18 protein-coding genes are annotated in these 16,610 nt (G+C 71.4%); all 18 read right to left on the reverse strand.

Annotated features, from left to right (window positions below; translation table 11 throughout):
• Window positions 1-79 precede the first annotated feature (79 nt).
• The 18 genes from lgt to rpoZ all read right to left on the reverse strand — a co-directional run bounded on the left by lgt (window position 80) and on the right by rpoZ (window position 16,560).
• Entirely contained in the window at window positions 80-1,090 is a 1,011-nt protein-coding gene (gene lgt / locus QFZ26_RS00065; protein WP_373460660.1) for a prolipoprotein diacylglyceryl transferase, read from the reverse strand.
• Between the two features lie 58 nt (window positions 1,091-1,148).
• On the reverse strand, window positions 1,149-1,934 hold the full coding sequence (gene trpA, locus QFZ26_RS00070) for a tryptophan synthase subunit alpha (protein WP_307038448.1): 786 nt from the start codon (window positions 1,932-1,934) through the stop codon (window positions 1,149-1,151).
• A complete protein-coding gene (trpB, locus tag QFZ26_RS00075; RefSeq protein ID WP_307038450.1) occupies window positions 1,931-3,139 on the reverse strand; it encodes a tryptophan synthase subunit beta in 1,209 nt (402 codons plus the stop codon). The genes trpA and trpB overlap by 4 nt, the downstream gene beginning before the upstream one ends.
• Window position 3,140: 1 nt before the next feature.
• The gene (gene trpC / locus QFZ26_RS00080; RefSeq protein ID WP_307038452.1) at window positions 3,141-3,911 is read right to left on the reverse strand and encodes an indole-3-glycerol phosphate synthase TrpC; all 771 of its coding nucleotides are present in this window, start codon (window positions 3,909-3,911) and stop codon (window positions 3,141-3,143) included.
• Complete coding sequence (locus QFZ26_RS00085) at window positions 3,912-4,142, reverse strand: DUF6704 family protein (RefSeq protein ID WP_307038454.1); 231 nt, start codon at window positions 4,140-4,142, stop codon at window positions 3,912-3,914.
• Between the two features lie 35 nt (window positions 4,143-4,177).
• Window positions 4,178-4,834 (reverse strand): Trp biosynthesis-associated membrane protein, encoded by a 657-nt coding sequence (locus tag QFZ26_RS00090; RefSeq protein ID WP_307038456.1) that lies wholly within the window; start codon window positions 4,832-4,834, stop codon window positions 4,178-4,180.
• A complete protein-coding gene (locus tag QFZ26_RS00095; protein ID WP_307038458.1) occupies window positions 4,834-6,360 on the reverse strand; it encodes an anthranilate synthase component I in 1,527 nt (508 codons plus the stop codon). The genes QFZ26_RS00090 and QFZ26_RS00095 overlap by 1 nt, the downstream gene beginning before the upstream one ends.
• Before the next feature lie 9 nt (window positions 6,361-6,369).
• Window positions 6,370-6,777 carry a phosphoribosyl-AMP cyclohydrolase gene (gene hisI, locus QFZ26_RS00100; RefSeq protein WP_307038460.1) on the reverse strand — a complete coding sequence of 136 codons (408 nt, stop codon included), beginning with the start codon at window positions 6,775-6,777 and terminating at the stop codon, window positions 6,370-6,372.
• Entirely contained in the window at window positions 6,774-7,535 is a 762-nt protein-coding gene (gene hisF, locus QFZ26_RS00105) for an imidazole glycerol phosphate synthase subunit HisF (protein WP_307038462.1), read from the reverse strand. Before hisF ends, hisI begins: the two co-directional genes overlap by 4 nt.
• 9 nt (window positions 7,536-7,544) lie before the next feature.
• Window positions 7,545-8,384 carry an ATP phosphoribosyltransferase gene (hisG, locus tag QFZ26_RS00110; protein WP_307038463.1) on the reverse strand — a complete coding sequence of 280 codons (840 nt, stop codon included), beginning with the start codon at window positions 8,382-8,384 and terminating at the stop codon, window positions 7,545-7,547.
• A 62-nt stretch (window positions 8,385-8,446) separates the two neighbouring features.
• Window positions 8,447-8,710, reverse strand: coding sequence for a phosphoribosyl-ATP diphosphatase (locus QFZ26_RS00115; RefSeq protein WP_307038464.1), 264 nt, complete (start codon window positions 8,708-8,710; stop codon window positions 8,447-8,449).
• Window positions 8,711-8,719: 9 nt separating this feature from the next.
• Entirely contained in the window at window positions 8,720-9,391 is a 672-nt protein-coding gene (rpe, locus tag QFZ26_RS00120; RefSeq protein WP_307038465.1) for a ribulose-phosphate 3-epimerase, read from the reverse strand.
• Window positions 9,392-9,400: 9 nt separating this feature from the next.
• On the reverse strand, window positions 9,401-10,903 hold the full coding sequence (locus QFZ26_RS00125; protein ID WP_307038466.1) for an RsmB/NOP family class I SAM-dependent RNA methyltransferase: 1,503 nt from the start codon (window positions 10,901-10,903) through the stop codon (window positions 9,401-9,403).
• Complete coding sequence (fmt, locus tag QFZ26_RS00130; protein ID WP_307038467.1) at window positions 10,900-11,832, reverse strand: methionyl-tRNA formyltransferase; 933 nt, start codon at window positions 11,830-11,832, stop codon at window positions 10,900-10,902. The genes QFZ26_RS00125 and fmt overlap by 4 nt, the downstream gene beginning before the upstream one ends.
• A 26-nt stretch (window positions 11,833-11,858) precedes the next feature.
• A complete protein-coding gene (locus QFZ26_RS00135; protein ID WP_307038468.1) occupies window positions 11,859-13,817 on the reverse strand; it encodes a primosomal protein N' in 1,959 nt (652 codons plus the stop codon).
• 1 nt (window position 13,818) lies between these two features.
• On the reverse strand, window positions 13,819-15,012 hold the full coding sequence (gene metK, locus QFZ26_RS00140) for a methionine adenosyltransferase (RefSeq protein WP_307038469.1): 1,194 nt from the start codon (window positions 15,010-15,012) through the stop codon (window positions 13,819-13,821).
• Window positions 15,009-16,289, reverse strand: coding sequence for a bifunctional phosphopantothenoylcysteine decarboxylase/phosphopantothenate--cysteine ligase CoaBC (coaBC, locus tag QFZ26_RS00145; RefSeq protein ID WP_307038470.1), 1,281 nt, complete (start codon window positions 16,287-16,289; stop codon window positions 15,009-15,011). Before coaBC ends, metK begins: the two co-directional genes overlap by 4 nt.
• 13 nt (window positions 16,290-16,302) lie before the next feature.
• Window positions 16,303-16,560 (reverse strand): DNA-directed RNA polymerase subunit omega, encoded by a 258-nt coding sequence (gene rpoZ / locus QFZ26_RS00150; RefSeq protein WP_307038471.1) that lies wholly within the window; start codon window positions 16,558-16,560, stop codon window positions 16,303-16,305.
• Window positions 16,561-16,610: the final 50 nt, after the last annotated feature.

Consider the following 16,610-nt stretch of genomic DNA (forward strand, 5'->3'; position numbering starts at 1 on the left):
GGGGACGTCGTCGGCCCATCAAGGGAGTGTCGCGACGCATGGTGCGGCGTCACGTCGGAGAACGTGTGAGTGGGGGCGCCTACGGAGAGGTTGACCGGCTCGAGCTTGTGGCTGCGGTCTCGCCCTTGTCGTTCTCGCCCTCGACGCCATCGTCGAGAGAGTCGGAGTCGGACTCGGTTTCGTCTGAGTCTACCTCAGCGTCGGGTCCCTTCCATTCACGCCCGGGAACATAGGGTGTGGGCTCGTCGCCGGTGTGCCGGCGACGCTGCACGAGGAAGATCACGACGCCGAGCACGATCGCCGCGAACGACGCCCACACGTTCGACCGGATGCCGAAGAGCATCTCGCTCGGGTCGACCCGGATGGACTCGAAGAAGGCCCGGCCGGTGCCGTACCAGATGAGGTAGACGGCGAAGGCCTTGCCCCAGCGGAGGTTGATCTTGCGCTCGAGGAAGATGATGAGTGCCGCGCCGGCGAGGTTCCAGATGATCTCGTAGAGGAACGTCGGGTGGAAGAGGGTGCCGTCGGGCAGGCCCGCCGGGAACGCCGGGTTGCTCGACTCTATCTCGAGGCCCCAGGGCAGGTCGGTGGGCATGCCGAAGAGCTCGTGGTTGAACCAGTTGCCGAGTCGGCCCGTGGCCTGCGCGACGAGCAGGCCGGGTGCGAGCGCGTCGGCGAACGACAGGAACCGGATGCCGGTCATTCGGCATCCGATGAAGACACCGATCGCTCCGCCGATGAGGGAACCGTAGATGGCGTTGCCGCCCTCCCAGATGTTCCAGATCGCACCTGGCTCGAAGGGATTCCAAACGTTGGCGCCCTCGTAGAAGTAGTCGCCGGGGTGGGTCAGCACGTGGTACAGCCGCGCGCCGATGATGCCCAGCGGGACCGCCCACAGCGCGATGTCGAGCACGATGCCGGGCTCGGCGCCGCGCTTCGTGAGCCGCCGCGAGGTGATGATCGTGGCGAGGACGATGCCGACCAGGATGCAGAGCGCATAGGTGTTGATGTTGAACTGCAGGCCGAAGAGGTTGAGTTCCCAGGCCCGCCATGCCTCATCGGGGCTCGGGATGCTGAACGGTGCGATCACTCGGGCTGCTGCCTTTCCTCAGACGACGGGCGGCCCTGAAGGCCTCAGCCAGCGTACTTCACTCGGACCGGGCACCGCGCGCGAGCTCGGCCGCGAGCTCGCCGGCGGCTCGAATGCCGCCGGTGGCGAGCGCGTTCACGAGCGCCGAGCCCACGATGGCGCCATCGGCGTAGTCGAGGACTTCGGAGACCTGCTTCGCGGTGGAGATGCCGAGCCCGACGCAACTGGCCGGGGCTCCGGCATCGGCGAGCCGCGCGACGAGGCTGCGGGCGGCTTCGTCGACATCGCTCCTCGCGCCCGTGATGCCCATCGTCGACACGGCGTAGACGAAGCCGCGGCTCGCGTCGACCGCCTGCCGGATTCGCGCATCGCTCGAGCTCGGCGCCGCGAGGAAGACGCGGTCGAGCCCCGTGCGCTCGGAGGCCGCGATCCACTCGGCCGCCTCGTCGGGAATGAGGTCGGGCGTGATGAGTCCTGCTCCCCCTGCCGCCACGAGGTCGTCCGCGAAGCGGTCGACGCCGTACTGCACGACCGGGTTCCAGTAGGTCATGATCAGCACCGGGGCATCCACCCGCTCGGTGATGCGGCGCACCGCCTCGAAGCCGTCGCTGAGCCGGAAGCCGTTCGCGAGCGCCTGTTGGGTCGCCGCCTGGATCACCGGCCCGTCCATGACGGGGTCGGAATAGGGCAGGCCCAGCTCGAGCACGTCGACACCCTGCTCGACGAGCGCCACCGCTGCCTCGACGCTCTCGTCGAGCGTCGGGAAGCCGACCGGCAGGTAGCCGATGAGCGCACCCTTCGCCTCGTCGTTGCGACGGCGGATGACACCACCCACGGTTCTCACTTGGGATTCTCCTGGTCGTAGAGCTCGAAGTACTTCGCGGCGGTGTCCATGTCTTTATCGCCGCGACCCGAGAGGTTCACGAGGATGGTCGCGTCGGGCCCGAGCTCACGGCCGAGCTCGATGGTGCCGGCGAGGGCATGCGCCGACTCGATGGCGGGGATGATGCCCTCGGTGCGGGTCAGGAGGCGGAGCGCGCTCATGGCCGCGTCGTCGGTCACCGCGCGGTAGTGGGCGCGGCCCAGCGCGGCGAGCCAGGAGTGCTCGGGGCCGACGCCCGGGTAGTCGAGACCGGCCGAGATCGAGTGCGACTCGATGGTCTGGCCGTCGTCGTCCTGCAGCAGGTAGCTGCGCGCTCCGTGCAGCACGCCGGGGCGGCCCTTCGTGATGGTGGCCGCGTGACGCGGGGTTTCGACCCCCTCGCCGCCGGCCTCGAACCCGTAGAGCCCGACCTCGGTGTCATCGAGGAACGCGTGGAAGATGCCGATCGCGTTGGAGCCGCCGCCGACGCAGGCCGCGACCGCGGTGGGCAGCGCGCCGGTGAGGTCGAGCACCTGCTGACGGGCCTCTTCGCCGATGATCTTCTGGAAGTCGCGAACCATCTCGGGGAACGGGTGCGGACCCGCGACCGTGCCGAAGATGTAGTTGGTGGAGCCGACGTTGGTGACCCAGTCGCGCATGGCCTCGTTGATGGCGTCTTTCAGCGTTCGGGAGCCCGCCTTCACGGCGACGACCTCGGCACCGAGGAGGCGCATGCGTGCGACGTTGAGCGCCTGGCGCTCGGTGTCGACCTCGCCCATGTAGATGACGCAGTCGAGGCCGAAGAGGGCGGCCGCGGTCGCCGTCGCCACACCGTGCTGGCCGGCGCCGGTCTCGGCGATGACCCGGGTCTTGCCGATGCGCTTCGTGAGCAGAGCTTGGCCGAGCACGTTGTTGATCTTGTGCGAACCCGTGTGGTTCAGGTCCTCGCGCTTCAGGATCACTCGGGCGCCGCCGGCGTGGGCCGCGAACCGCGGCACCTCGGTGATGATCGACGGACGGCCGGTGTAGCTGCGCCCGAGCTCGGCGAGCTCGGCGGCGAATCCGGGATCGAGTTTCGCGAGGTCGTAGGCCTCACCGAGCTCGTCGAGTGCGGCGATCAGGGATTCGGGCACGAATCGCCCGCCGAAGTCGCCGAAGTACGGACCGGTCTGCGCTCTGAGCGCCATGTCACACCGCCAGGAAAGCTGAGAGGTTTGCGATCGGGTCGCCCGTGACGAGCGCCTCGCCGACGAGCACGACATCGGCGCCCGCCGAACGGTAGTGGGCGACATCCGCCGCCGTGAGCACCGCCGACTCGGCGACCCGGATGGCGCCGTCGGGGAAGCGCGACGCGAGACGGCCGAACAGGTCGCGGTCGAGCTCGAAGCTCGACAGGTCACGTGCGTTCACGCCGATGAGGCGAGCGCCGAGCGCTGCGGCCCGGTCGAGCTCATCGGCGGAGTGGGTCTCGATGAGCGGCGTCATGCCGAGCGCGACGACCAGGTCGTAGAGCTCGCGGAGCACCTCGTCGTCGAGCGCGGCGACGATGAGCAGCACGAGGTCGGCGCCCGCTGCTCGCGCCTCGAGCACCTGGTACGGCGTCGCGATGAAGTCCTTGCGGAGCACGGGCAGCGCCACCGCGGCGCGCACGGCCTCGAGGTCGGCGAGCGAGCCGCCGAACTTCCGACCCTCGGTGAGCACGCTGATGGCACTCGCGCCGCCCAGCTCGTAACGGCGCGCGAGTGCCGCGGGGTCTGAGATCGCGGCGAGCGAGCCGCGCGAGGGACTCGACCGCTTGATCTCGGCGATCACCTTGACGTGGTCGGCGGGGCGCAGCGACTCAAGGGCGTCGATGGCCGCAGGCTTCGCGAGGGCGGCCGCCTCGACCTCGGCGAACGGCCGGGTCTCACGGCGCGCCAGCGCGTCGGCCACCGCGTTCGCGGTCAGCTCGGACAGCACCTAGTGCGCCTTTTCAGCGACCTTCGAGCCGCCGACGCCGTAGCCGGCGCGCGACAGCACCCAGCCCACGATGATGCCGACGACGAGCAGCCCTGCCGATGCCCACACGAGCCACTGCACCTCGAAGAAGAAGGCGATGGTGCCGATCGTGACCGCGATGAGCATGATCGTGACGGAGGTCCATGCCGCGGGCGAGTGTCCGTGGCCGGGATCTACGTGGTCGGTGCTCATGATGCTCCTTCGTGCGCTGGGTTTCGGTGGTCAGTCTAGCGGTTCGGGCCCGCCGGGCCGTCGTCGCCGGTGGGGTCGTCGGTGGGGTCGTCGCCGCGGCTCAGCTCATCCCAGTCGTCGATGGCGCGGTCGGATGTCGCACGCTCGCCGGCGATCGGAGCCGACCCCTCGTCGTCGACCAGGCGCGTGGCGCCGTAGCGCCGCGACCCGGCTGGCCAGCGGGTGCCGGTCACGAGCACGGCGACCCCGGCGAGCACGAGCAGCGCCCCGCCGACGAGGGCGAGCGCCGGCCACGCCGTCGCGGTCACGGTGGCCACGAGGGCGGCCGTCGGTTCGGCACCCGAGACGCCCGTGGCATCCGTCACGGCCGGCGACACCGAGGCGACCGGGTCGGCCACGGAGATCCACGCCGCCGCGATCAGGCAGCCGCCGAGCACGACCTCGAGCACGCCGAGCACCACCCGGATGCCCGGCCCGGCGATCGCGAGCGCAGCGGCGAGTGCGAGACCGGCGAGGGCGAGTGCCGCGAGGGCCGGCGAGGCGATGCTGCCGGCGACCTCGATCGGGGCGTCGTTCGCGACGCCGGCCGCGAGCTCGAGCTCGAACCAGGCCTGACTCCACGAGATCAGCGCAAGACCGGCGCCGACGATCGTCGCCAGGATCACGGGCAGCTTCATGCGGTCGGCCCGCATCAGTCGACGCGCCGCATCGCGTTGGCGATCGCGACCGCCCTGAGCGGCGCTGCCGCCTTGTTGCGGGACTCCTCGTACTCGGACTCGGGGTCGGAGTCGGCGACGAGCCCGCCACCGGCCTGCACGCGGGCGATGCCGCCCGAGATCGTCGCCGTGCGGATCGCGATCGCGAGGTCGGCGTCGCCGCCGAAGCCGAAGTAGCCGACCACGCCGCCGTACAGCCCGCGCTGCGCCGGCTCCAGCTCGTCGATGATGTCGAGGGCGCGCGGCTTCGGGGCCCCCGAGAGCGTGCCCGCGGGGAACGTCGCGCGGAAGACCTCGATGGCGTTGGCGCCGGGCAGCAGGTCGCCCTCGACCGACGAGACGAGGTGCATGATGTGGCTGAACCGCTCGACCCGCATGAACTCGGTGACCTCGACCGACCCCGCCGTGCAGACCTTCGCGAGGTCGTTGCGGGCGAGGTCGACGAGCATCAGGTGCTCGGCCTGCTCCTTCGCGTCGGCGGTGAGCTCCGCTTCGAGGTCGGCATCTTCCTCGGGGGTCGCGCCGCGCGGCTTCGAGCCCGCGATCGGATGCGTGAACACGCGGCCGTCTTCGACCTTCACGAGCGCCTCTGGCGAGGAGCCGACGATCCAGTACGACTCCCCCGCCGTGTCCTCGAGGTGCATGACGTACATGTACGGGCTCGGGTTCAGGCTCCGCAGCACCCGGTACACGTCGATCGGATGCGCCGTGGCCTCCTGCTCGAAGCGCTGCGAGATCACGACCTGGAAGATGTCGCCGTCGTGGATGTACTCCTTCGAGCGCTCGACCGCCGCGAGGAAGTCGGCCTTCTCGGTGCGATGCCGCGGCTCGGCGGGCGCCCCGAGGTCGATCTCGGCGAGCCACGCCTCGGACGGGCTCGCGAGGTCGTGCTGCATGCGATCGAGACGGCGCTGGGCGTCGCTCCAGAGGGCATCGGCGGAGTTGGCGCCGTCATTCAGTGTCGACGCGACGAGCTGCACGGTCCCGGTGCGGTGGTCGATGACGACGAGGTCGGCGACGAAGGCGAACGCTTGTCCTGGCATCCGGAACTCCGCCGGCGGCCGGTTCGGGAGGTGCTCGATCTGGCGGATGGCCTCCCAGCCGATGAACCCGACGAGACCGCCGGTCAGCGGCGGAGCGCCAGGGACGTCGTCGGTGCGCCAGCGCTCGAAGAGCGCCTCGATCGCGGCGAGTGGGGCGAGTGGGGCCGCGTCGCCGAGGGCTCGCTCGGCACCGAGCCCGTAGTCGAGCCATTCGACGTGGTCGTCATGCTCGGTGAGCACGCCGTAGGAGGCGACTCCGACGAACGAGTAGCGCGACCAGATGCCGCCCTGCTCCGCCGACTCGAGGAGGAACGTGCCGGGACGCCCGCCCGCGAGCTTGCGGTAGATGCCGACCGGCGTCTCGCCATCGGCGAAGAGCTCGCGCACGACCGGCACGACGCGACGGCCGGCGAGGAGCTCGGTGAAGTCCTCGAAGCTGGTGGTGGCGGCCAAGTGCATCTCCTCGAGTCAGCCGGCTGGCGGGAAGCCCTGGACGACCTCGAGCGGGTCGCCGTCGAAGCAGGAGTGCGTGCCGGTGTGGCAGGCGGCGCCCACCTGCTCCACCTGCACGAGCAGGGTGTCGGCGTCGCAGTCGAGCGCAGCGGAGCGCACGTACTGCACGTGTCCGGAGGTGTCGCCCTTGCGCCAGTACTCCTGACGCGAGCGCGACCAGAACGTGACGCGCCCCTCAGTGAGGGTGCGGCGCATCGCCTCGCGGTCCATCCAGCCGAGCATGAGCAGCTCGCCGGTGTCCCACTGCTGGATCACCGCGGGCAGCAGCCCGTCGGCGTTGAACGTCGCGCGGTCGAGCGGGGACCCGCCGGGAACCCAGGACTCCTCATCGCGCTCGAGCTCCTCGTCGCCCGGCTCGCTCATCGCACGATCCTCCCGTCGGCGGCGAGGGCGGCCTTGACCTCGCCGATCGTCACCTCGGCATTGTGGAACACGGATGCCGCGAGCACGGCATCGGCACCGGCCGCGATCGCCGGGGCGAAGTCGCCGACCCGTCCGGCACCACCCGACGCGATGACCGGCACGGTCGAGAGCTCGTGCATGAGGGCCGTGAGCTCGAGGTCGAATCCGGCCTTCGTGCCGTCGGCGTCGATGGAGTTCACCAGCAGCTCGCCGGCGCCGAGCTCGATGGCCTGTCGCGCCCACTCGAGCGCGTCGAGGTCGGTCTCGGTGCGGCCGCCGTGCGTGGTCACCACGAATCCGGACGGGGTGCGGCCCGATCGCTTCACGTCGAGGGACAGCACGAGCACCTGCGCGCCGAAGCGGTCGGCGATCTCGCCGATGAGCGCCGGGCGGGCGATCGCCGCGCTGTTCACGCCGACCTTGTCGGCGCCGTGGCCCTGGAGACGGGCGACGTCGTCGACCGAGCGGATGCCGCCGCCGACCGTGAGCGGGATGAAGACCTGCTCGGCGACGCGCTGCACCATGTCGTAGGTCGTCGAGCGATCGTCGACCGTCGCGGTGACGTCGAGGAAGGTGAGCTCGTCGGCGCCCTGCTCGGCGTACCGGGCCGCGAGCTCGACGGGGTCGCCGGCGTCGCGCAGGTTCTGGAAGTTCACACCCTTGACGACACGGCCGGCGGCCACGTCGAGGCAGGGGATCACGCGGACTGCGAGGGTCATGCGCTCACCTCACAACCGGGCGGCGTGGATCGCGCTCACGAGGATCGCGCGAGCGCCGAGCGAGTAGAGCTCGTCCATGACGTGGTTCATGTCGACGCGCGGGATCATGACGCGCACCGCGACCCACTCGGGGTCGTGCAGGGGCGAGACGGTGGGCGACTCGAACCCGGGCGCCGCCTCGGTCGCCCGCTCGAGGTGCTCGATCGGCACGTCGTAGTCGAGGAGCACGTACTGGCGGGCCACGAGCACGCCCTGGAGCCGCCGCAGCAGGGTCTGCGCTCCGGCCTTCTCGACACCCGAGCCGATCAGCACGGCCTCGGAATCGAGGATGACCGGACCGAAGATCTCGAGGCCCGCCTGGCGAAGCGTCGACCCGGTCGACACGACGTCGGCGACCGCATCGGCGACGCCGAGGCGCACGGCCGATTCGACGGCGCCGTCGAGCTTCACGAGCTTCGTGGTGACGCCGTGACCGGCGAGGAAGTCGCCGACGAGGCCGGGATAGCTCGTCGCCACGCGCACGTCCTGGAGGTCGGCGAGCTCGGTGAACCGCCCGCCGGGACCGGCGAATCGGAACGTCGAGTCGCCGAACCCGAGCGGCGCGATCTCAGTGGCATCCGACCCGGAATCGAGCAGGAGGTCGCGACCCGTGATGCCGACGTCGAGTGCGCCCGAGCCGACGTAGGTCGCGATGTCACGGGGACGGAGGTAGAAGAACTCGACCCCGTTGCGCGGGTCGGCGGTGTGCAGGTCGCGGGGGTCGCGGCGGCCGGTGTACCCGGCCTCATACAGCATCTGCGCGGCGGTTTCGGCGAGCGAGCCCTTGTTGGGCACGGCGATTCGGAGCATTTCCTGCCTTATGTCTCTGGCGACACTGTCGTGTCGACGATTCTGATCGGCCATGGGCGGGATCAGAGATGTCGGTACACGTCGGCGGGCGAGAGCCCCTTCGCGAGCATGAGCACCTGCAGGTGGTAGAGCAGCTGCGAGATCTCTTCAGCGGTCTCGTCATCGCTCTGGTACTCGGCGGCCATCCACACCTCGGCGGCCTCCTCGACGATCTTCTTGCCGATGGCGTGCACGCCCGCGTCGAGCTGGCGCACGGTTCCGGAACCCTCTGGACGGGTGCGGGCCGTGTCGCTCAACTCGACGAAGAGGTCGTCGAAGGTCTTCACCCGTCTAGGCTACCGGTGCTCGTGCGTGTGCGCGGACGCCGCGAGACGCAGCGCCTCAATGCGCTCGGCGGGCACGTCGCCGCCGAATACGGCCGAGCCCGCGACGAAGGTGTCGGCGCCCGCCTCGGCGGCGATGCCGATCGTCTCGGCCGTGATGCCGCCGTCGACCTGCAGCCAGACGTCGAGCCCGGAACGGCGTACCGCCTCGGCGATGCGGGCCAGCTTCGGCATGGTGCGCGGCATGAACGACTGGCCGCCGAACCCCGGCTCGACGGTCATGACGAGCACCTGGTCGAACTCGCGGAGCAGCTCGAGGAACGGTTCGGGCTCGGTGTCGGGCTTCAGGGCGATGCCGGCGCGGGCGCCGATGTCGCGAAGCCGCCGAGCGAGCGCCACCGGGTCGGCCGCGGCCTCGGCGTGGAAGGTCACCGAGAAGGCGCCCGCCTCTGCGTATCCGGGAGCCCAGCGGTCGGGGTGGTCGATCATGAGGTGCACGTCGAGCGGGATGGGGCTCACCTGCTGGAGGCGTTCGACCATCGGCAGCCCGAAGGTGAGGTTCGGCACGAAGTGGTTGTCCATGATGTCGACGTGCACGAGATCGGCGGTCGCGATGCGCCCGAGGTCGCGCTCGAGGTTCGCGAAGTCGGCAGCGAGGATGCTCGGGTTGATCCGCGTCGTCATGCTGACACCCTATCGAGCCGGGTCCGCCGTCGCGGTCGGCGGCGACAGCGGGTCGAGCTTGCGCAGCAGGGCGATGAACATGGCGTCGGTGCCGTGGCGATGGGGCCACAGCTGCACCGTCTGGCCGTCGCCGGGGAGATCGAGCGGATGCCGCGACACCTCCTGCACGACGGCGCGCGTGTCGAGCTGTTCCACGCGTCCGGCCCACCGTTCGAGCCCTGCACCGAGAGTGCCCTGTGTCTCGGCCGTGTGCGGCGAGCACGTGATGTACGCCAGGATGCCGCCGGGCGCGAGCGCGCCGACGGCAGCGTCGAGGAGCTCGCCCTGGAGCTTCGTGAGCTCCGCGACATCCGACGGCATCTTGCGCCACCGTGCCTCGGGCCGACGCCGCAGGGCGCCGAGGCCGGTGCACGGCGCATCGAGGAGGATGCGGTCGAACCCGCCGGGCGCCCCGAGCGCGGCGAGGTCGAGCTCCCGGCCGTCGGCCACTCGCACGTCGACGTCGACGGGCACCCCCGCGACGGCGGCGCGCACGAGGTCGGCGCGGGCGGGCACCATCTCATTCGCGACGAGCCGTGCGCCGACCGTGAGCGCCTCGGCGGCGAGGAGCGCCGTCTTGCCGCCGGGCCCGGCGCAGAGGTCGAGCCACTGCTCGCCGTCGTGAACCGGCACAGCCCGGCTGAGCGCGAGCGCCGCGAGCTGCGACCCTTCGTCTTGAACGCGGACGCGGCCGTCAGAGGCCTCCGCCGTGGCGATCGGATCGTCGGCGACGCCGCCCACGGGCGAGAAGCGATCGGGCGCGAACCCCGGAATCTCCGCCTCGTCGACCCCGAGACCCGGCAACACCGCGAGGTTCACGCGCGGCGCGGCGTTGTCGGCGTCGAGGAGCGCCTCGAGCTCGTCAGCGCGGCCCTCGCGGGCCAGCGCGGTGCGGAACGCCCGCACGATCCACGTCGGATGGCTCGTGACCCGGGCGAGCCGGTCGTCGACGTTGCGGGCACCGTCGGCGACGAGCACGCGCCACGCCTCGGGCGAGGTGCGTGAGACCGTGCGCAGCACCGCGTTCGCGAATCCCGCCGCCTTCGGGGCGACCCGTCGCGCGAGTGCGACCTGCTCGTAGACGGCGGCGTGCGTCGGCACACGGGTGGCAAGCAGCTGGTGCACCCCGAGTCGCAGGACGTCGAGGATCGCGGCGTCGATCGCCGTGGTCGCGCGCCCGGCGGCGATCTCGATGACGCGATCGTAGAAGCCCTGCATGCGCAGCGTTCCATAGGTCAGCTCGGTCGCGAAGGCCGCATCGGACCGACTGAGCCTGGCACGGCCGAGTCGCACCGGCAGGAGGAGGTTCGCGTACGCCTCGTCGGAGCGCACCGCCTCGAGCACCTCGAAGGCGATCAGCCGGGCGTCGGAGACCCGATCCGCTCCCCCGGCCTGCGGCTCGCGGCTCGCGTTGCCGGATCGTGCGCCACTCTCGCGCCGGTCGCGGCCCTCACCGCCGGTGCCGCGGCTCATCGCACGACCGCCGCGGCTCGTGCGGCGCCCCGCCACCAGTCGGCTGCATCCATGGCCGTGCGGCCCGCGGGCTGCACGCGCCGCAGCTCCAACGGGGCGGTTCCGGTGCCGATCAGCAGTCGGCCACCGGCGAGGGCGATCCCGCCGGGCTCGAGCGCGGGGACATCCGACGGTGCGGCCTCGGCGAGGTCGAGGACCTTGAGGCGATCGTCGCCGATGGTCGTCCACGCACCGGGCTCGGGCGTCACACCCCGGAAGCGAGACCGCACCTCGTGCGCGGGCCGCCGCCAGTCGAGCCGTGCGTCGTCGATCGTGAGCTTCGGGGCGAGGCTCGGGTCGCCGGTCTGGGGTTCCGCGTGCGCGGTGCCGGCCGCGATGGCGTCGACGACCTCGGCCACGAGATCTGCACCCGAGGCGGCGAGGGCGGCGAGCAGGTCTTCGGCGGTGTCGGCCTCATCGATCGGGTGGGAGACGGTCGCGAAGACGTCGCCGGCATCGAGTTGGGGCACGAGCTGGAACACGGATGCCCCGGTCACGGTGTCGCCCGCCATCAGGGCGTGCTGAACGGGCGCGGCGCCCCGCCACGCGGGCAGCAGCGAGAAGTGCAGGTTGATCCATCCGTGGCGGGGGGCCGACAGAAGCGGCTCCCGCACGAGCCCGCCGTAGGCGACGATGACGCCGAGATCGGGCCGGAGCGCCTCGATGGCCGCCGTCGCGTCGGCGTCGAGACGGCTCGCGGCGATCACCGGGATGCCCAGCCGATCGGCCGCCTCCGCGACCGGGGACGGCGTCAGGATGCGCTTGCGCCCGAGCGGGGCGGGCGGACGGGTGACGACGCCGACGAGCGTGTGCCCGGTCTTCGCGAGTCGCTCGAGCGACGGAACGGCGGCGGCCGGAGTGCCGGCGAAGACGAGGCGGAGGTTCTGCACACTCCATTCTCGCCGACCCTGGACGGCTACGGCACCTCGGGGTCGTCGAAGCGAACGCGGAGGACCGCCGGCCGCTTCGGCGGGCGGCCGGCGACCGGCCTGCGCCGCTCGGTCGCGACCCGGATCATCTCGGCCCGAAGGGCCTTCGCGACCGCGGCGCCCGCGGCGAAGTCGAATCGCACGATGGCCCGGTCGAGGCCGTCGTCGACGCCCGTCGGTCCGAGTGCGTCGACGCCGTCGGCAGCGGCGCGAGCGGCCTCGATGGCCCGCTCGACCATGGCGGGCGCCGCGGTCACGCTCGCGACGCGCACCGCGGGTGGGAAGCGGAGCGCACGGCGTGCCTCGAGCTCGGTGGCCGCCCAGTCGGGCTGCCGCCACGACGCGAGCGCGGTCGCGAGCGCGCCCGCCACGCCGACGAGGAACACCGGTGCGCCCGGGGCGGCCAGCGCCGCAGCATTCGACCACCAGCGCAGGCAGTCCTCCGCCACGCGGAGCGACTCTCGAAGGAGCATGCGCTCGCCGTCGAGGAGGAGCACCGCGCGGTAGCCGCCCTCGGCGATCGGCTCCGCACCGCGGGTGGCCACGACGAGTGCAGGTTCGGAGCCGACGCCGAGCACCGGGCGCTCGCCGTCGGAGAGGATGACGCGCGCGTTCGGGAACGCGCGACCGAGTTCTTCGGCTGTGCGGCTCGCACCGACCGTGGCGGCACGCAGCTTGGTGCCCTCGCACACCGGGCACTTCCAGGCGCTGCCGCTCGTGCCGCAGAGCGCGCATCGAGGATCGCCGCCCGACCGGGGCACGACGAGTGCGCCGCCGCAGGCAGCGCACCGGGCCGGCTCCCGGCACCGGTCGCACACGAGCAGCGGCGCATGGCCGGGCCTGGCGACCTGCACGAGCACCGGGCCGGTGCGAACGGCCTCCTGCGCCTGCCGCCACGCCGCCGAGGGGATGCGCGCCGACCCGGGCTCGGGCGACGATTGCTGCTCGGTCAGGATGACGCGCGGTCGCACATGGCGGCGAGCGGGGATCGCGTGCACCCAGCCGATCTCGACGAGACGCTCGACCTCGACGCTGCGCGTGTGGCCCAGGAAGAGCAGCGCCGCGCCGGACTGCTCGCCCCTGATGAGCGCCACGTCGCGGGGATGCACGCCCGGCGCGAGCTGCTCGTTCTGCAGTGAGTCGCCGTCGTCCCAGATCGCGATGAGCCCGAGCCGAGCGGCCGGCGCGTACACCGTCGAGCGGTTGCCGATCACGATCCGAGCGAGCGGCCCCGTCGCGTCGAGGAAGGCACGGAAGCGGTCGCCACCCGATTGACGGGCATCGGTACGCAGCACGCGGCGCGAGTCGACGGATGCCGCGAGCGCGGCCTGCAATTGCTCCTGGTCGCGATAGTCGGGCACGATCAGCAGACTCGAACGGTCGGCGGCGAGGGCGTGCACCGCCGCTTGCGCGAGCGTCACGGCCCAGGCCCCGACCCACGTGCCGTCGGGGAGCCGGACCGGCCGCGGATCGGCGGCGAGCGACATCCGCTCGCCGTCGGCGATGCCCGCCTCGACGCGGCCGGCTTCGTAGCCGACGATGGGTGCGGGTGCGACGGGGAGTTCGCCCGCATCGGGCGTTGCAGCCCGCCATGCGCGTTCGACGCGCACGTAGCGGCTCGGGACCGCGAGACGGAGGATGTCGCTCGCGTTGCCCGCCGCCCGGTCGGCAGCCGCACGGACGAGTGCCCACACCTCGGCGGTGAGGATCGGCACCTCGGAGACGACGTCTTCGAGCTCGCTCAGGCGGCCCTCGTACTCGCTCGACTCGGCGAGCTCGACGAGCCAGCCGTCGGCGATGCGGCCGCCGGATCGAATCGGCACGCGCACGCGCACCCCTGGCTGTGCAGCGTCGCGGAGCCGCGCCGGCACGGCGTAGTCGAATAACTGGTCGAGTTGCGGCAGCGGCGAGTCGACGAGGACCCTGGCGACGGGCCCGCCCGTCACGTCAGAGTCCGGAGGCCGTGCGGAGGTCGTCGACGCGGTCGAGCCGCTCCCACGTGAAGTCGGGCAGCTCGCGCCCGAAGTGCCCGTAGGTCGCCGTCTGCGCGTAGATCGGCCTGAGCAGGTCGAGGTCGCGGATGATCGCAGCCGGGCGCAGGTCGAAGACCTCCCGGATCGCGTCGATGATTCGGTCGTCGGTGAGGTGCCCCGTGCCGAAGGTCTCGACGTAGAGGCCGACGGGAGACGCCTTGCCGATCGCATACGCGACCTGGATCTCGAGGCGGTCGGCGAGACCCGCGGCGACCGCGTTCTTCGCCACCCAGCGCATGGCGTACGCCCCCGAACGGTCGACCTTCGACGGGTCCTTGCCGCTGAACGCGCCACCGCCGTGCCGGCTCGCACCACCATAGGTGTCGATGATGATCTTGCGGCCCGTGAGCCCGGCGTCGCCCTGGGGACCGCCGATCTCGAACCGGCCCGTGGGGTTGATGAGCACCGCGAGCTCGGGTCGCGTGAGCTCGACCGTGTCGAGGACCGGACGGATCACGAGCTCCTCCACCTCGGCGCGGAGCTGGTCGGTCGAGATGGCGGGTGAGTGCTGCGTCGACAGGACCACGGTCTCGATCGTCTTCGGCACCTGGCCGTCGTAGCCGACCGTGACCTGGGTCTTGCCGTCGGGGCGGAGGTAGTCGAGGTCCCCCTGCTTGCGCACTGCCGCGAGTCGCTCGGCGAGCCGGTGCGCCAGCCAGATCGGCACGGGCATGAGCTCGGGCGTCTCGCGCGTGGCGTAGCCGAACATGATGCCCTGGTCGCCGGCGCCCTGGAGGTCGAGCGCGTCTTCACTGGCGCGCTCGCGCGCCTCGAAGGCATGGTCGACTCCCTGCGCGATGTCGGGAGACTGGCCGCCGATCGAGAGCGAGACGCCGCAGGAGCGGCCGTCGAACCACACGTCGGAGGAGTTGTAGCCGATGGCGGTGATGCGCTCGCGAACGATCGCCGGGATCTCGACGTATCCCGAGGTGGTCACCTCACCGGCCACGTGCACGAGTCCGGTCGTGACGAGCGTCTCGACGGCGACCCGGCTGTGCGGGTCGACGGTGAGCAGCGCGTCGAGGATCGTGTCGGAGACCTGGTCGCAGATCTTGTCGGGGTGCCCTTCGGTGACGGACTCGGAGGTGAACAGGCGGAGGGCGCTCATGTGTTCTCGTGTTCCTTCGTGGTCGTCGCGGCCTTCGCCGCGGTCGTCGCGTCGGCGACAACCACATCGAGGATCGCGTGCGCCACCGACAGTTTGCTTCCGTGCGCTCGGGCGACGATCTCGCCACCGGTGCCGATGATGACGACCGCGTTCTCGTCGGTCGCGAAGCCCTCGTGCCACCCGACGCGGTTCACCACGAGCAGGTCGGCGCCCTTCGCATCGAGCTTGGCACGCCCGAGCTCCAGCAATCGACCTTCGTCGGCCTCGGTCTCGGCGGCGAAGCCGACGAGCACCGTGCTTCCGTGCGGGGCGTGGCCGAGCTCCGCGAGGATGTCGGGATTGCGCACGAGCTCGAGCGTGAGGCCGGCATCTGACCGGTCTTTCTTGATCTTGCCCGCGCTGACGCTCGCCGGCCGGTAGTCGGCGACCGCGGCGGCCATGATCACGACGTCGGCACCGTGGGCGGCGTCGACGACGGCGTCGCGCAACTCGAGGGCGGTCGACACTCGGCGGATGTCGCATCCGTCGGGCTCGGCAACCTCGAGGTTCGCCGCGATGAGCGTCACGTCCGCGCCGCGCTGGCGGGCGGCCGAGGCGATGGCGATGCCCTGCTTGCCGCTCGAGCGATTGCCGAGGAACCGCACGGGGTCGAGCGGTTCGCGGGTGCCGCCCGCCGAGACCACGACCCGACGCCCGCTGAGGTCCTGAGCCGGCGCACCCGTGCCGTACGTGCCCGCTGCCACGTCGCCTGCGCGTGCCAGTGCCGCCTCGACGATCGCGTCGGGCTCCTCCATGCGGCCGGGGCCGCTGTCGGCGCCCGTGAGCTGGCCGATGGCCGGGCCGACGATCGTGACGCCTCGCGCGCGGAGCGTCTCGATGTTCGCCTGGGTCGCCGGATGACGCCACATCTCGGTGTGCATGGCCGGTGCGATGACGAGGGGCGCCTCGCTCGCGAGCACGGTGTTGCCGAGGAGGTCGTCGGCGAGCCCGGCCGCGAGCTTCGCGATCGAGTTCGCCGTGGCCGGCGCGATGACGATGAGGTCGGCCGCTTGCCCGATGGCGACGTGCCGCACTTCGGCGACGCCCTCGTAGAGCTCGGTGTGCACCGGATTCCGCGAGATCGCCTCGAGGGTCGGCCGCCCGACGAATCGCAGCGCACCCTCGGTGGGGAGCACATGCACGTCGTGGCCTGCGAGCACGAGGGCGCGCACGACGCCGACGGCCTTGTACGCGGCGATGCCGCCGGTGATGCCGACGACGATGTTGAGGGGCTTCACGCGGCCCTCAGGTTCATTCGCCGGTGGGGCGGAGCCGGAGCTTGTCCTCGTTGATCTCGTGGAGCGCGACCGAGAGGGGCTTGTCGTCGATCGAGGAATCGACGAGGGGGCCGACGTTGTCGAACAGGCTGCCTTCGTGCAGGTCGGCGTAGTAGTCGTTGATCTGGCGTGCGCGCTTGGACGCGAAGATGACCAACTGGTACTTCGAGTCGACCTTGGAGAGCAGGTCGTCGATGGGCGGATCGATGATGCCGGACAGCTTCTCAGCCATGGAATGACTCCTTGATCGTGGGGTGCGCGCGCCTGGTGCGCGAAAAATCG

This window comes from Agromyces ramosus, from assembly GCF_030817175.1.
Classification (GTDB): Bacteria; Actinomycetota; Actinomycetes; order Actinomycetales; family Microbacteriaceae; genus Agromyces; species Agromyces ramosus_A.

Bases quoted from the DNA above. Each gene is read 5' to 3' on its own strand.
- trpB (WP_307038450.1), bottom strand. From the start codon at position 3,139: ATGGCGCTCAGAGCGCAGACCGGTCCGTACTTCGGCGACTTCGGCGGG.
- QFZ26_RS00085 (WP_307038454.1), bottom strand. From the start codon at position 4,142: ATGAGCACCGACCACGTAGATCCCGGCCACGGACACTCGCCCGCGGCA.
- QFZ26_RS00090 (WP_307038456.1), bottom strand. From the start codon at position 4,834: ATGCGGGCCGACCGCATGAAGCTGCCCGTGATCCTGGCGACGATCGTC.
- QFZ26_RS00095 (WP_307038458.1), bottom strand. From the start codon at position 6,360: ATGCACTTGGCCGCCACCACCAGCTTCGAGGACTTCACCGAGCTCCTC.
- hisI (WP_307038460.1), bottom strand. From the start codon at position 6,777: ATGAGCGAGCCGGGCGACGAGGAGCTCGAGCGCGATGAGGAGTCCTGG.
- hisF (WP_307038462.1), bottom strand. From the start codon at position 7,535: ATGACCCTCGCAGTCCGCGTGATCCCCTGCCTCGACGTGGCCGCCGGC.
- hisG (WP_307038463.1), bottom strand. From the start codon at position 8,384: ATGCTCCGAATCGCCGTGCCCAACAAGGGCTCGCTCGCCGAAACCGCC.
- rpe (WP_307038465.1), bottom strand. From the start codon at position 9,391: ATGACGACGCGGATCAACCCGAGCATCCTCGCTGCCGACTTCGCGAAC.
- QFZ26_RS00125 (WP_307038466.1), bottom strand. From the start codon at position 10,903: ATGAGCCGCGGCACCGGCGGTGAGGGCCGCGACCGGCGCGAGAGTGGC.
- metK (WP_307038469.1), bottom strand. From the start codon at position 15,012: ATGAGCGCCCTCCGCCTGTTCACCTCCGAGTCCGTCACCGAAGGGCAC.
- rpoZ (WP_307038471.1), bottom strand. From the start codon at position 16,560: ATGGCTGAGAAGCTGTCCGGCATCATCGATCCGCCCATCGACGACCTG.